Here is a 13,147-nt window from a genome sequence, read left to right as displayed (position 1 = left end):
TCTACGACAGCGCGACGCCGACCACAAGACCTCACGACCGAACCGTTATCACCACCGGCCCGCCCCCGCTGGCATAGCCTGGGTCCATGCGCCGCCTGCGGCAGCTCGCCGAGCACACGCCGGCCGGGCGGGAGCGCTACGTCGACCTGCTCCGGGCGCTCGCGATCACCATGGTCGTGCTCGGCCACTGGGGGATCACCGTCATCGGGTACGACCGGGCGGGCCGGCCCACGGGGCACTCCGCCCTCGGCGACCTCCCCTGGGTCTGGCCGCTCACCTGGGTGGCCCAGGTGATGCCGGTGTTCTTCCTGGTCGGCGGGTACGCCAACGCCGCCTCGCTGACCGCCCGCCAGAGCAGGGGCGGCGACGCCACCGGCTGGCTGGTGGACCGCAGTGCCCGGCTGGTCCGCCCCACCACCGCGCTGCTGGTGGTGCTCGCGGTCGGCGCGGCGGTGGCCACCGGACGGCACGCCGACCCGGTGCAGGTCCGCACCGTGGTCTGGTTCGCCACCATCCCGCTCTGGTTCCTGGTGGCGTACCTGGTCGTGGTGCCGCTGACCCCGCCGATGTACGCGCTGCACCGCCGCTTCGGGCTGGCCGTGCCGGCGGTGCTGGTCGGGCTCGTCGCCCTCGGCGACCTGGGCCGGCTGCTCGGGCCGGCCGGACTCGCCACCGGCAACTACCTGTTCGGCTGGCTGGCCGTGCACCAGCTCGGTTTCGCCTGGTACGACACCCGCTCGCCGGACCTGCCGCGCCGCCGCCGGCTGCCGCTGTCCCGGCGCGCCGGGGCGGTGCTGCTGGTCGTCGGGCTGGTCGCGCTGGTGCTGCTGACGGTCGTCGGCCCGTACCCGGTGGTCATGCTCAACGTGCCGGGGACCCGGCTGGACAACGCCGCCCCGCCGAGCCTGGCGCTGCTCGCGGCGGCCACCGCGCAGCTCGGGCTGATCCTGCTGCTGCGCGGGCCGGCCGGGCGGTGGCTGCGCCGGCGCGGCCCCTGGCAGGCGGTGATCGCGGTGAACTCGGTGGTGCTCACCGTCTTCCTCTGGCACCTGACCGCCGCGGTGCTGCTGGTCGGCCTGCTGGACGCGCTCGGCGCGCTGCCCACCCCCCGGGTCGGCTCGGCGGCCTGGTGGGCCTGGCGGATCCCCTGGGTGCTCGCCCTCGCCGTGGTGCTCGCCGCCCTGGTCGCCGTCTTCGGCCCGATCGAGGCCCGGTCGCGACGGCACCCGACCGGGGCCGCGCCGACCCGTCCGTGGCGCACCACGCTGGCCGTCGCCGGGTACGCCGGCATCGTCGCCGGCCTGCTGCTGAACAGCCTCACCCGCAAGGCCGCGGCCGAGCCGCTGGGGCTGCCCGCCCCGGCGCTGGTGGCGTACCTGGCCGGGGCGGGGGTGCTGCGGCTGCTCAGGTCTGGGTGGGGAAGCCGAGGTTCACCCCACCGTGCCGCGGGTCGAGCCAGCGGCTCGTGACCACCTTGCCCCGGGTGAAGAAGGCGACCCCGTCGGCGCCGTGCGCGTGCAGGTCGCCGAAGAGCGACGCCTTCCAGCCGCCGAAGGAGTAGTACGCCATCGGCACCGGGATGGGCACGTTGATCCCGACCATGCCGACCTCCACCTCGTGCTGGTACCGCCGGGCGGCCCCGCCGTCGTTGGTGAAGATCGCCGTGCCGTTGCCGTACGGGTTGGCGTTGACCAGGTCGACCGCCTCGTCGTACGAGCCCACCCGGACCACGCTGAGCACCGGACCGAAGATCTCGTCGGTGTAGATCGACATGTCCGGGGTGACGTGGTCGAAGAGGGTCGGGCCGAGCCAGAACCCGTCCGCGTCCCCGTCCGGGACGACCGCCCGGCCGTCCACCACCGGCACCGCGCCAGCCGTGATCCCGGACTCCACGTACGAGCGGACCCGCTCGGCGTGCACGGCGGTGACCAGCGGGCCCATGTCGCAGCCGCGCCGGCCGTCCCCGGTGCGCAGCCCGGCCATCCGCTCGGCGATCTTCGCCACCAGGGCGTCGGCGACCGGCTCCACCGCGACCAGCGCCGAGATCGCCATGCAGCGCTCCCCCGCCGAGCCGAAGCCGGCGTTGACCGCCGCGTCGGCGGCCAGGTCCAGGTCGGCGTCGGGGAGCACCACCATGTGGTTCTTCGCCCCGCCGAGCGCCTGCACCCGCTTGCCGTTCAGCGAGCCGCGCTGGTGCACGTACCGGGCGACCGGGGTGGAGCCGACGAAGGACACCGCCTTCACCCCGGGGTGGTCGAGCAGCGCGTCGACCGCCTCCTTGTCGCCGTTGACCACGTTGAACACGCCGTCGGGCAGGCCCGCCTCGGTGAACCACTCGGCCAGCAGCAGCGCCGCGCCGGGGTCCTTCTCGCTGGGCTTGAGCACCACCGCGTTGCCGCAGGCGATCGCCACCGGGATGAACCAGAGCGGCACCATCACCGGGAAGTTGAACGGCGAGATCACCGCCACCACGCCCAGCGGCTGCCGCAGGCTGTACGAGTCGACCTCGGTGGAGACGTTCTCGCTGAACCCGCCGCGCAGCGCGGAGGGGATGCCGCAGGCGTACTCGATCACCTCCAGGCCGCGCTGCACCTCGCCGGCGGCGTCCGCGAGCACCTTGCCGTGCTCGGCGGTGATCACCTCGGCGAGCCGGCCCCGTCGAGCGTTGACCAGCTCGCGGAAGGCGAACAGCACGGCCGTCCGCTTCGACAGCGAGGTGTCGCGCCAGGCCCGCGCGGCCCGCTCGGCGGCCTCCACCGCGCCCGCCACGTCCGCCGCGGAGGCCAGCGCCACCTGACCGGTACGCCGACCGGTGGCCGGGTCGAACACGTCGCCCCGCCGCTCCGAGTCACCGCCGACCCGCTTGCCGTCGACGTAGTGCCCGATCTGGTTCATGCGGCCGCCTCGGCCGCGACGGACGAACGGATCGCGTCGACCAGGATGGCCAGGCCCTCGCGGGCCTCCTCCTCGGTCAGGGTCAGCGGCGGGCCCATCCGCACCACGTTGCCGTAGAGGCCGCCCTTGCCGACCAGCAGGCCGCCGGCCCGGCACGCCTCGAACACCCGGGTGGTGAGCGCCGGGTCCGGCTCGGCGGTGCCCGGGCGGACGAACTCCACGCCGAGCATCAGGCCCTTGCCGCGTACCTCGGCGACGCCGTCCAGGTCGGCCGTCGCCGCCCGCAGGCCGTCGCCGAGGATCGCGCCGACCCGCGCGGCGTTGGCCTGGAGGTCGTGGTCGAGCAGGTAGTCCAGGACCGCGTTGCCGGCGGCGGTGGAGACCGGGTTGCCGCCGAAGGTGGAGAAGCTGATCGCCGGCACCGACTCCAGCACGTCCGCCCGGCCGACCACGCCGGCCAGCGCGAAGCCGTTGCCGATCCCCTTGGCGAAGGTGATCAGGTCCGGGGTGACGCCGTGCGCCTGGTAGCCCCAGAAGTGCTCGCCGGTACGCCCCCAGCCGGTCTGCACCTCGTCGCTGATCAGCAGGATGCCGTGCTCGTCGAGCACCTTCTTCCAGGCCGCGAAGAGCCCGTCCGGGCCGTGCACGAAGCCGCCGACACCCTGGATCGGCTCGGCGATCAGGCAGGCCACGTCGCCGGAGGTCTGGGTGGCGAGCACCTCCCGCAGGTCCTCCACCGCCGCGTCGATCCGGTCGGCCTCGTCGAGGCGGGCCAGCAGGCCCCGCAGCCGCTCGCCGGAGTGCAGCCAGGCCACCTGCAACGGATTGAGCGCGCTGGCCGTCCAGCTCCGGTTGCCGGTGACGCCCATCGCCGCGTACGACCGGCCGTGGTAGCTGTTGCGCACGGCGAGGACCTGGTGCGAGCGGCGGTGGTTGGTGGCGACCAGCAGCGCCGCCTCGTTCGCCTCGGTGCCGGAGTTGGTGAAGAACACCCGGGCGTCCGGGATGCCGGAGACCCGGGCGACCTTCTCGGCCAGCTCCACCTGCTGCCGGATCAGGTAGAGGGTGGAGCTGTGCACGATGCCGGTACGCAGCTGGCGCTCGACCGCCTCGCGGATCTCCGGGATGTCGTAGCCGATCATGTTGGTCAGTACGCCGCCGAAGAAGTCCAGGTAGCTGCGGCCCTGCGCGTCGGTCACCCGGCGGCCGGAGCCGGAGACCAGCTCGAGCGGTTCGGCGTAGTAGAGCGGCATCCAGGACGGAAGCACGGCCCGGTGCCGGGCCAGCAGGTCGTCGGAGGTCATTCGGCGCACCCTTCAGCGGCGGTTGGTCCTCGCACGCTCTCACCGGCTGACCGCCGGGACAACTGTCAGCCTGTAGCGCAGCCACCGTCCACGCCTGACACCACGTCAACCACGCCGTTGCGGTTTCCGGAGCCGAACACGCTCCACACCCACCTTTCCGCCGGTCTACGGGCTGGTCAACCACTCGATCCGCACCCGCTGCGGGAGTGGCGCGCCGCGCCTACCCTGGGCCCGTCCGCACCGTCGGGGAGGGAACGCATGCGGGTGGAGGAGACCGTCGCCGAGCTGGCCCGGGTGGCCGCGCGGGAGGTGGGTCGGGGCAGCGAACGGCTCGCCGTGGCGGCGGCCGGCGGGCTGCTCACCGCCGCCCGCTCGCTCGCCGGCCGGCCCGCCCCCGACGCCGCCGTGCTGACCGGGTTCTTCATCCCGGCCGCCGCGCCGCCGGCCGCGGAGACCGACGGACCGATCGGCGCGGTGCAGCTCGCCGCCGCGGTGCGCGCGCTCGGTGGCCAGGTGCGGGTGGTCACCGACGCGCCCTGCGCCCCGGTGGTCGCCGCCGCGATCGCCGCCGGCGCGCCGGGCGTCGCCCTCGACGTGGCACCCCTGCGGGGGTACGACGAATGGGCCGCCGGCGTGCTGCCCCGGTACGCCCGACTGTCGCACGTGATCGCCTGCGAGCGGGTCGGCCCCGGCGTCGACGGCCGGCCGCGGAACATGCGGGGCGAGGACATCGGCGGGCACAGCGCGCCGCTCGACCGGCTCTTCACCGCCGGCCCCGCCTTCCGGATCGGCATCGGCGACGGGGGCAACGAGCTGGGCATGGGCCGCCTCCCCGCCGAGCTGGTCGAGCGGGTGGTCGACCGGGGCGCGCAGATCCGCTGCGTGGTCGGCTGCGAGGCGCTGCTGGTCGGCGGCACCTCCAACTGGGCGGCCGCCGCGCTGGTCGGCGCCCTCGCCGTGCTGCGCCCGGAGGTGACCGCCCTGCGCGAGCTGCTCCGCCCCGAGTGGTCGCACAAGGTGCTGACCGCGATCGTCGCGGCCGGCGCGGTGGACGGCGTACGCCGCCGGGCGGCGCCCAGCGTGGACGGCCTGGACTGGCCCGCGTACGCCGACCCGCTGGCCCGCATCGCCGACCTGGTCGCGGCGGCGACCTGACCCCCGAGCGCCCTCGCGCCCACGATCCGCGCTGATTCACGGAAATAGTGGCTGCCCCGCGACGAACAACCACTCTTTCCGTGAATCAGGCCGCGGGTCGGTGCGGTCCGGCGGGCGGGGTCAGGTTGGGCCGTCGGGTCCGGGTAGGAGGTGGCCGGACAGCCGGGCCTTCTCGATCCGGCGGGGCGGCGATGCGGGTGGCAGGCTCGCTCGCTCCGCTGCGGGACCGGGGCGGAGTCGGCTGTCGGGCTTGTCGGCCGGGTCGGCGGCCGGCCGGGCGGACCGGCGGCGCGGCAGGTGCAGGGCGGCGGCGAGCAGCCCGAAGGCGGCCCAGCCGCCGGCCAGGGCGACGGCCGGCGAGACGTCCTGGAGGTAGTGGTAGCCGGCGAGGAAGCCGAGCAGGGCCAGGCTGTTGCGGGCGAAGTGCCGGCTGAAGTCGGCCAGTTGCCGGCGGGCCTCCACGGCGACCAGCACCCCCGAGTACGGGAAGGTCACCACCATGCCGCGCAGCAGCTCGCCGAGGAGCCCGGTGAGCACCGCCCCGACGAAGATCACGACGAGCTTGACCGGCGCCGCGAGGCCGTCCCGCCCGGACGACTCCGGTGGCTGCCCGGCGTCGTCGGGCGCGGATTCCGGCCGGGACGCGGCGGCCTGCGGCGCGGGCGCGGCGCGGCGGCGCAGCAGCACCATGGCCGCCGCCCAGAGCACCACGGTGCCGGCGAGGGCGGCCTCGAACGGCAGCGGCACCGCCAGCACCCCCGCGCTCAGCGCCACGTACGCCGCGACCCCGGCCAGGTCGGCGAGGAGGATCGGCCAGCGCCACCGGCGGTGGGTGACCGCCACGGTGACGAAGAAGAGGTTCAGCCCGACCACCCCGAGCAGTTGCGCCCCGTCCACCCGGTGGCCCGTGGTGACCAGGGCGAGGGTCATCGGCAGCGGCAGGCTGTAGACGAAGGCGCGCACCCGGACCGAGCGGATCACGCTGACCGCCCAGACCACGGCGGTCACCAGCAGTACGGCACTCCACGTCACGGCGGCCCCGCTCAGTCCTGGAAGGTGGCGACGTCGGCGCAGAGCCGGAAGATCCGGGTGAGCCGCTCGACGTCCGCCCGGTTGACCGAGAACTGGTTCTCGCTGATCTCGCCGTGCGCCGTCATCCCCGCCTCCCAACAGCTCGAACCGTCCCAGACTGCCAGGTTGACGTGCAGGTGCGGGCTGACCGCGCCGAACGGGAGCAGGCCCACCCGGACCCCGGCCCGGCGCTGCCGCTGCACCAGTTCGGACAGTTCGTCGCTGAGCGTGGCGTAGATGAAGATCCGGGTGATCCGTACGCCCCGCGCCAGGGCGGCCACGTTCGCCTCCCAGTAGCGCCGCCCGACGTCCCCCCGCCACCAGCTCATCTCGCCGCTGACCCGGGGCATCACGTTGGTCAGCCCGACCAGCTCGCGGGTGCAGTCCCGGGTCGCGCCGACCAGGTCCTCGTCGTCGTCGCCGCGCCGGATGATCCGGCCCGCCGCGAGCTGCTCCGCCTCCAGGCGGAACTCCTCGTAACGGCGCTGCGCCTCGACGGCCACCCGGGTCCCGGCGTGCCGCTCGGCCGCCTCGCGTACCGCGCCGGCGAGCTGCGGGGTGGCCCGGACCAGCCAGGACGGCCCGTCCAGCAGCGTCCGCAGGTGGAACCGGCGCTCGGCCCGGGCCAGCGAGTCGACCAGCAGCGAGATGGTGATGCCCATCAACCCGGCCAGCAGCGACTCGACCCCGGTGGCCGCGTTGGTCAGGTCCAGCGTCACGGACAGGAAGATCGAGAGCGTGATGCCGATCAGCGCGACCGGGTCGGTGTGCGCGACCAGCCGGGCGAACCCGTCGGCGGATCCGGACCGACCCTTGGCCCGTCGGCGCAGCACGTCACCCGCCATCGGCACCCTCCGATCCCGTCGTCGCACCCAGGGTAGCCACGATCCACAACGGCCGGTGCCGCCGTCCCGACCGGCGGTAGCATCCGCCGGGTGCGGACGACGGAGGTGGCGCTGCCGGCCGGCGCGGCGGGGACGACCGGCGGGGAGATCGCCGCGGGGGTACGGGCCTGGGTGGAGTCCCCGCCGCTGCGCGCCCTGGTCGGGCACTTCGGCGGCGCATGGCCGGCCGGGGACGTGCCGGCGGTGCTGGCCGGGCTGGACGACTTCTCCGCCCGGCACTGGGACTTCCGGGAGGGGCGGGAGCGCCCCGAGGCGCGGGAGCCGGCCTTCGACCCGGCCACGGTCCGGCTGGTGCTGGCCGCGGCCGAGGCGCTGGGGCTGGTCCGGGCCGCCCCGCCGGCCCTGCCCCGGTACGCCCACCTGCTGGTGCTCGGCGGGCTGGCGCACGCCTGCCTGCGCCGCACCGCGTACGCCGCGCACCTGGCCCGGACCGTCGCCGGGGTCTCCGGCGAGGTGGCCGTGCTGGGCAGCTTCCGGGCCCTCTCCCCGGCCGAGTCGCGGATGCTCGCCGACGCCGGCGTGGCCGGCTGCGCCACCGAGGTCGACGTGCTCGACGCCGGCGTACGCGCCGCGTTCGGGGTGACCGACCCGAGCGAGGAGACCGGCGAGGACGCGGACCACCCGCACCGGGCCTGGTCCTCGCGCACCTACCGCCCGGCCGGCCTGCCCCCGGTACGGGTGCTCGCCGCCCCGTCCAGCGAGCCGGACCGGCGCCGGGCGCACACCGCCGACACCCAGCGGTTCTGGGCCGAGCACGTCCGGCTGCGCGCCGGGGACCCGGTGCTGATGGTGACCGCGCCGATCTACGTGCCGTTCCAGCACTGCGACGCGCTGCGCACGCTCGCGGTGCCCTACGCCTGCGGGATCGACACCGTCGGGGTGGACCCGGCGCTGGGCGTCCTGGCCCAGCTGCCCGAGCCCACCCTCACCCCGGGGCGCTACCTCCAGGAGATCCGCTCGGCGATCCGGTCGATGCGCGCCCTGCACGCGGCACTGGGCCCATCCCTCGTGGACGGCGGGACGGAAGCCGCGCGCTGACCCGCGGGCCGGCGCCTGCGGCGAACCGCCGGACGCCGGCCCGAGGGGCGGCCGTCAGTTGACGTAGACCGGGCTGCCGCCCTGGGTGCTGTCCTGCACCGGCGAGTACCGGGCGGTGAAGTACGCGGTGCTGAAGCAGGTGCTGGGTCCGGAGGACTTGGTCAGCACCTGGTTGGTGAAGACGATCGAGTTGGTGGCGTTCACCGCGGTGCCGGTGAGCGTGTTGCTGCTTGTCCGGTAGACGCAGGTGATCGGGCCGAGCAGGGTGTTCAGCACGACGGTGCTCTGGATCGGGGCCGTGGCCGTGCCGGAGATGGTCACCACGCCGGCGCTGGTCACGGAGGTGGCGTACGGCAGGTTGTTCACCGTCACGCTGTTCACCCCGGTGGTGCCGGCCACGTTGCTGGTGCAGCTGGTGAAGGTCTGCGCGGTGAGGCTCTCGGTGGCCGTGCCGGGCGCGGGCGGGTTGCTCAGCACCGTGGCGCTGAAGCTGGACGCGGCGCACTTCACGCCGGTGGTGCCGGTGGTGGACGAGTAGAAGGTGGCGTTGGTGCCGCTGGCCAGGCTGGCCTGGATGACATCGCCGACGGCGACGGCGGTGCCGCCGGGGGTCGGGTAGGTGAGCACGGCGCCGGCGAGCGAGGACGACGGGGAGGCGGCGGCCGGGGCGGCGCCGATCAGGCTGGTCAGCAGCGCCACGGCGGCGAGGCCCGCGCCGATTCGTCCGTACCTGGGCATGGTTCTTCCTTCCGTTGGGAGGGACGGGGATCGACCGCGCCCGGACAGGGGTTCGGGCACGGTCGCCGCGCGGCCGTACGGGCCGGGCGGGGTGGTGGGCGCCGTCCACGGGGGACGGCAGGTGGTGGACGCCACCGGACCACGGCCCGTCGACGGGCCGGCCGGGCGTGGTGGGGTGCCGCGACGTCAGCGCGCGGGCCGGCGTGGCGCACTGCGGCGTGGCCGCGTCACCTGCGCCTTTCCGGCCTTGGGAGGGCACTCGTGGTTGGCGATAATGGCAGCCATCGCGCCCTCCTTCGACGAGCTCGGGGTGACCGTACGGGGAGATCACCATTCGTGACGGGGCGTCAACTCAGAGTGCAGAATTTATAAACCTCCGAGGGTCGTAAAGTCAATGCATCAAAGGAGGTCGATCACTTGTCCACCCTGCGCCGCCCGCAACCGGCGCCGATCCCCCTGCCTGGCGCCCGCCCCGGCCGCGACCCCGACCGGGCCATCAAGCGCGGCCCGCGCCGGGTCTCCGCCGAGGTGGTGGCGGCGACCCAACGCGACCGCCTCTTCGACGGGCTCGTGCAGGAGGTGGCGACGAAGGGCTACGAAAACGCCCGGGTCACCGACATCTGCCGCGCGGCCGGGGTGACCCGGCCGGCCTTCTACGCCCTCTTCACCGGCAAGGAGGACGCGTTCCTGGCCGCGTACCGGCACGGGATCGCCGTGGTGTCGCAGCTGATGGAGAACGCCTACCGGGACGCGGGGCCGGACTGGCCGGACGCCGCCCGGGCCGCCCTGCGCACCCTGCTGGAGGTGCTGGCCAGCGTGCCGGCGTTCGCCCGGATGGCCCTGGTCGAGGTGGACGCCGCCGGCCCGGACGCCCGCCGGGAGCGCGACGCCCTGCTCACCAGCTTCCGCCGGTTCTTCGCCGACGCCGGGCCCGGACCGGCGACCGGCGACGTCGACCGGGACCTGCTGGTGTCCACCGTGGTCGGCGGCCTCCACGCCACCATCCGCGGCCGGGTGGCGCAGGGACCGATCGAGGAACTGCCGCTGCTGCTGCCCGTGCTCACCTACGCGGCCACCGCTCCGTTCCTCGGCCGGGACGCGGCCAGCCGGGCGACCCGGCCGGTGAGCCCCGGGGACGGCCCGAGCGCGACGGCGCCGTGCGCGCCCAGCGAGCCCCATTGATGAAAAACCGCAGCGGTTTCTGACTGTTGGCCACATTTCGCAGATGCCGCCCAACTCCCCGCTACACGCTGTTGACCGACCCTTTACCCAGCGGTAACTTCGGCCTGCGCCCTTCGGCGCGACACCACGCGAAGCCAATTCAGATCTCTTCCACCACACCGGCGGACGACCGCGACACATCGTCGCCGATGAATTGATCTCGAAAAGGAGCCGCCATGTCGGAGCAACTCGCACCGATCGAACCCGGAGCACCCCGGAGCGGCGTGCGCTGGCGCCGGTTCGCCGTCACCTTCGGCACCGTCGCGGCAGGTGCGGCCGGGATGATCGCGCTCACCGCGCAGGGCGCGCTCGGCGTGCAGTTCGCCATCTCGGGCATGCCGTTCACCGTCACCGCCGACCGGCTCGACGGCACCGGCTTCGAGCAGTTCGCCACGATCGACCACATGATCGAGAACAGCCCCAACGAGGGCGACACCGGCGGCCAGGTCCTGGTGATGGTCTCCGCGATCGACCGGGCCCAGCTGACCAACCTCTGCCAGAGCATCAGCCTCGGTGGCATCAACCTGCGGATCACCGCCGGCGACGGCGGCAGCCCGGTCACCGCCCGGACACTGGTCGTCGACGGCGACGAGGTCGCCGGCAACGCCTCGTTCAACAACATCAACGTCGGGCAGGACGCCAGCACGCTCGACCAGGTGCCCGGCGTACGCGGCAACCCGGGCGTCTTCTCCCAGCAGGCCGACACGGTGACCATCACCAACCTGCGGCAGAACAACTACGCCACCACGGCGGCCGTGTTCACCCTGCCCAACCTGCACATGTCGTTCAGCGCCGACGGGTGCTGACATGATCGCCGGCAGACACGCCTCGGCGCCGGCCGCCCGCCACCCCGGCGGGCGCTGGCGTCGCTGGCGCCGGGGCCGCCCGTTCACCGCCGGAGTGCTGATCACGCTCGGCGGCGGGGAGATGCTGGTGACCCTGCGGGCGCCGCTCGGGGTGCTGCTGCACGTCGGGCCGCAGGGACTGGCCGCGTACCTGGTGCCGACCATCCTGGTGCTCTGCGGCGTGCTGCTGATCACCACCCCGCAGCAGCGGGTCTTCTACGCGCTGCTCTCCCTGGTGCTCGGGCTCGGCTCCTGGCTCACCTCGAACCTCGGCGGCTTCCTGATCGGCATGCTCCTCACCCTGGTCGGCGGCGCGCTCGCGTTCGCCTGGACGCCGGACAAGCGGCCGGCTGCGCCGCCGGAGTCCGCGCCGACCGAGGCCGCGCCCGCACCGCCCGCGCCCCGGGAGCCGGCGGACCCGCCCGACCGGACCCCGGCCGACCGGGCCTGACTCCGCGGAACCGGGCCCGCGCGATCGCCCGGGAGACCTCTATGGGCCGGTCCACCGCCAGGACGAGCCGGTCGTACGGCTGCCCGTCCCGCTCGACCAGCAGCACCTCCTCGGGGCGGTGCCGGCTCAGCGGGCGGTGTCGGCGACCGCCTGGGCGAACACCTCGGAGCGGTGCTCGAAGTTGCGGAACCGGCCGTAGCTGGGCGCGGCCGGGGAGAGCAGCACCACCCCGCCGGCCGGGGTGAGCTTGCGGGACAGCGCGACCGCGTCGACCAGGTCCTCCGCGATCTCGGTACGCACCCCGGACAGCCCGGCGAGCGCCTCGACGATCCGGGGCCCGCTGTCCGGAATGCCGATCACGGTGATCTCCCGCTCGGCCAGGTGCTCCCGCAGCGGGGTGTAGTCCAGCCCCCGGTCGGTGCCGCCGACGATCACGGTCAGCGGCCTCCCCTCGTACGCGTCGATCGCGTGCATCGCCGCGTACGGGCTGGTGGCCAGGGTGTCGTCGACGAAGGTGAGGCCGGACGGGTCGGGAATCTCGGTGAGCCGGTGGGCCAGCCCCTGGAACTCGGCGACCGCCAACGCGAGAGTGTCCTTGCGGCCCACCACGTCGACGCCGAGCGCGTCGAGCACGGCGAGGGCGACGCAGAGGTTGCCCTCGTTGTGCCGGCCCACCAGCGGCAGCACCGTGCGCGGGAAGAGCGGGGTGTCCCGCAGGTGGAACCAGGGGGCGCCGTCCGGCCCGGACGCGACGTGCGTGCTGTCCGGCAGGCCGGCGCGGACCGCCGCCCGGTCGCCCAGCTCCAGCGCGAGCCGCGGGTCGGCGCCGTTGACCACCACCGCGTGCGGGCCGTGCGCGATCAGGTTCAGCTTGTCCCGGTAGTACTCCCGCTCCCCGCCGTGCGCGTCCAGGTGCTCCGGGAAGAGCGCGGTGACCACGCCCACCCGGGGCGAGTCGGTCAGGTCGGCGCACTGGTAGCTGGAGAGCTCCAGCACGTACAGGTCGGCCTCGGGCAGGTCGAGCAGCGGCACGCCGATGTTGCCGCCGAAGACGTTCGGCCGGTCCATCGCGGCGAGCAGGTGGCTGATCAGGCTGGACGTGGTGCTCTTGCCCTTGCTGCCGGTGACCCCCACCGTCCGGTCCGCGTGGTCGGCCATCCAGAGCGCGCTGCCCTGGGTGACGGGTACGTCCCGGCGGCGCAGCTCCACCATCCACGGGTGGGTGTTCGGCACCCCGGGCGAGCGGACCACCACCTCGGCGGCGGCCAGCCGGGCGAAACCCTCCTCGCCGGTCACCAGCGGCGCGGCCTCGGCCAGCGGGCCCTCCCAGGGCACCGTGAGGAAGTTCGCGCTGTCGTCGACGGCCACCAGGCCCGCCGGGCCGTGCGCGGCGATCGCGGTCACGGCGGCCCGGCCCTCCCGGCCGGCTCCCCAGACGGCGACATGACGTCCGCGCAGATCAGACAGGCGCACAGGCTCTCCTCGTTGACATTCTCCCCCTCTTACAGAATGAGGGGGATTCCA

12 protein-coding genes are annotated in these 13,147 nt (G+C 74.4%); 6 read left to right on the top strand and 6 right to left on the bottom strand.

The features are described from left to right. Positions 1-86: 86 nt before the first annotated feature. Positions 87-1,469: an acyltransferase gene (locus ACGFI9_RS18810; RefSeq protein WP_393179252.1), complete on the top strand. Its 1,383-nt coding sequence runs from the start codon at positions 87-89 to the stop codon at positions 1,467-1,469. Here ACGFI9_RS18810 and ACGFI9_RS18805 read toward each other — a convergent pair. Beyond that, positions 1,405-2,895 carry a CoA-acylating methylmalonate-semialdehyde dehydrogenase gene (locus tag ACGFI9_RS18805; protein WP_393179251.1) on the bottom strand — a complete coding sequence of 497 codons (1,491 nt, stop codon included), beginning with the start codon at positions 2,893-2,895 and terminating at the stop codon, positions 1,405-1,407. The two genes, ACGFI9_RS18810 and ACGFI9_RS18805, sit on opposite strands and share 65 nt — an antisense overlap. Next, the gene (locus ACGFI9_RS18800) at positions 2,892-4,199 is read right to left on the bottom strand and encodes an aspartate aminotransferase family protein (RefSeq protein WP_393179249.1); all 1,308 of its coding nucleotides are present in this window, start codon (positions 4,197-4,199) and stop codon (positions 2,892-2,894) included. Before ACGFI9_RS18800 ends, ACGFI9_RS18805 begins: the two co-directional genes overlap by 4 nt. A 258-nt stretch (positions 4,200-4,457) precedes the next feature. Between ACGFI9_RS18800 and ACGFI9_RS18795 the strand changes: the two genes are divergently transcribed. Continuing rightward, on the top strand, positions 4,458-5,354 hold the full coding sequence (locus tag ACGFI9_RS18795; protein WP_393179248.1) for a glutamate cyclase domain-containing protein: 897 nt from the start codon (positions 4,458-4,460) through the stop codon (positions 5,352-5,354). Positions 5,355-5,474: 120 nt separating this feature from the next. On the opposite strand, the gene ACGFI9_RS18790 is transcribed toward ACGFI9_RS18795, so the two are convergent. After that, positions 5,475-6,386: a hypothetical protein gene (locus tag ACGFI9_RS18790; RefSeq protein WP_393179247.1), complete on the bottom strand. Its 912-nt coding sequence runs from the start codon at positions 6,384-6,386 to the stop codon at positions 5,475-5,477. A gap of 11 nt (positions 6,387-6,397) precedes the next feature. Further along, entirely contained in the window at positions 6,398-7,270 is an 873-nt protein-coding gene (locus ACGFI9_RS18785; RefSeq protein ID WP_393179246.1) for a hypothetical protein, read from the bottom strand. A 90-nt stretch (positions 7,271-7,360) separates the two neighbouring features. On the opposite strand from ACGFI9_RS18785, the gene ACGFI9_RS18780 reads away from it, so the two are divergent. Beyond that, complete coding sequence (locus ACGFI9_RS18780; protein WP_393179245.1) at positions 7,361-8,368, top strand: hypothetical protein; 1,008 nt, start codon at positions 7,361-7,363, stop codon at positions 8,366-8,368. Between the two features lie 54 nt (positions 8,369-8,422). Here the strand turns inward: ACGFI9_RS18780 and ACGFI9_RS18775 are convergent, their stop codons facing one another. Next, complete coding sequence (locus ACGFI9_RS18775; protein ID WP_393179244.1) at positions 8,423-9,106, bottom strand: Tat pathway signal sequence domain protein; 684 nt, start codon at positions 9,104-9,106, stop codon at positions 8,423-8,425. Between the two features lie 417 nt (positions 9,107-9,523). Between ACGFI9_RS18775 and ACGFI9_RS18770 the strand changes: the two genes are divergently transcribed. From ACGFI9_RS18770 to ACGFI9_RS18760, 3 genes are all read left to right on the top strand, one after another. Next, entirely contained in the window at positions 9,524-10,288 is a 765-nt protein-coding gene (locus ACGFI9_RS18770; protein WP_393179243.1) for a TetR/AcrR family transcriptional regulator, read from the top strand. Positions 10,289-10,503: 215 nt separating this feature from the next. After that, a complete protein-coding gene (locus ACGFI9_RS18765) occupies positions 10,504-11,133 on the top strand; it encodes a DUF6230 family protein (protein ID WP_393179242.1) in 630 nt (209 codons plus the stop codon). 1 nt (position 11,134) lies between these two features. Further along, positions 11,135-11,623 carry a DUF6114 domain-containing protein gene (locus ACGFI9_RS18760; protein WP_393179241.1) on the top strand — a complete coding sequence of 163 codons (489 nt, stop codon included), beginning with the start codon at positions 11,135-11,137 and terminating at the stop codon, positions 11,621-11,623. Between the two features lie 126 nt (positions 11,624-11,749). On the opposite strand, the gene murD is transcribed toward ACGFI9_RS18760, so the two are convergent. Next, entirely contained in the window at positions 11,750-13,096 is a 1,347-nt protein-coding gene (murD, locus tag ACGFI9_RS18755) for a UDP-N-acetylmuramoyl-L-alanine--D-glutamate ligase (RefSeq protein WP_393179240.1), read from the bottom strand. Positions 13,097-13,147 lie beyond the last annotated feature (51 nt).

The sequence above is a fragment of the Micromonospora sp. NPDC048930 genome, assembly GCF_043197935.1.
GTDB lineage: Bacteria > Actinomycetota > Actinomycetes > Mycobacteriales > Micromonosporaceae > Micromonospora.
Note: the sequence above shows the minus strand (reverse complement) of the source record. Positions and strands in the feature narration are given on the sequence as shown.

Bases quoted from the DNA above. Each gene is read 5' to 3' on its own strand.
- ACGFI9_RS18800 (WP_393179249.1), bottom strand. From the start codon at position 4,199: ATGACCTCCGACGACCTGCTGGCCCGGCACCGGGCCGTGCTTCCGTCC.
- ACGFI9_RS18795 (WP_393179248.1), top strand. From the start codon at position 4,458: ATGCGGGTGGAGGAGACCGTCGCCGAGCTGGCCCGGGTGGCCGCGCGG.
- ACGFI9_RS18785 (WP_393179246.1), bottom strand. From the start codon at position 7,270: ATGGCGGGTGACGTGCTGCGCCGACGGGCCAAGGGTCGGTCCGGATCC.
- ACGFI9_RS18765 (WP_393179242.1), top strand. From the start codon at position 10,504: ATGTCGGAGCAACTCGCACCGATCGAACCCGGAGCACCCCGGAGCGGC.
- ACGFI9_RS18810 (WP_393179252.1), top strand. From the start codon at position 87: ATGCGCCGCCTGCGGCAGCTCGCCGAGCACACGCCGGCCGGGCGGGAG.
- ACGFI9_RS18760 (WP_393179241.1), top strand. From the start codon at position 11,135: ATGATCGCCGGCAGACACGCCTCGGCGCCGGCCGCCCGCCACCCCGGC.
- ACGFI9_RS18775 (WP_393179244.1), bottom strand. From the start codon at position 9,106: ATGCCCAGGTACGGACGAATCGGCGCGGGCCTCGCCGCCGTGGCGCTG.
- ACGFI9_RS18805 (WP_393179251.1), bottom strand. From the start codon at position 2,895: ATGAACCAGATCGGGCACTACGTCGACGGCAAGCGGGTCGGCGGTGAC.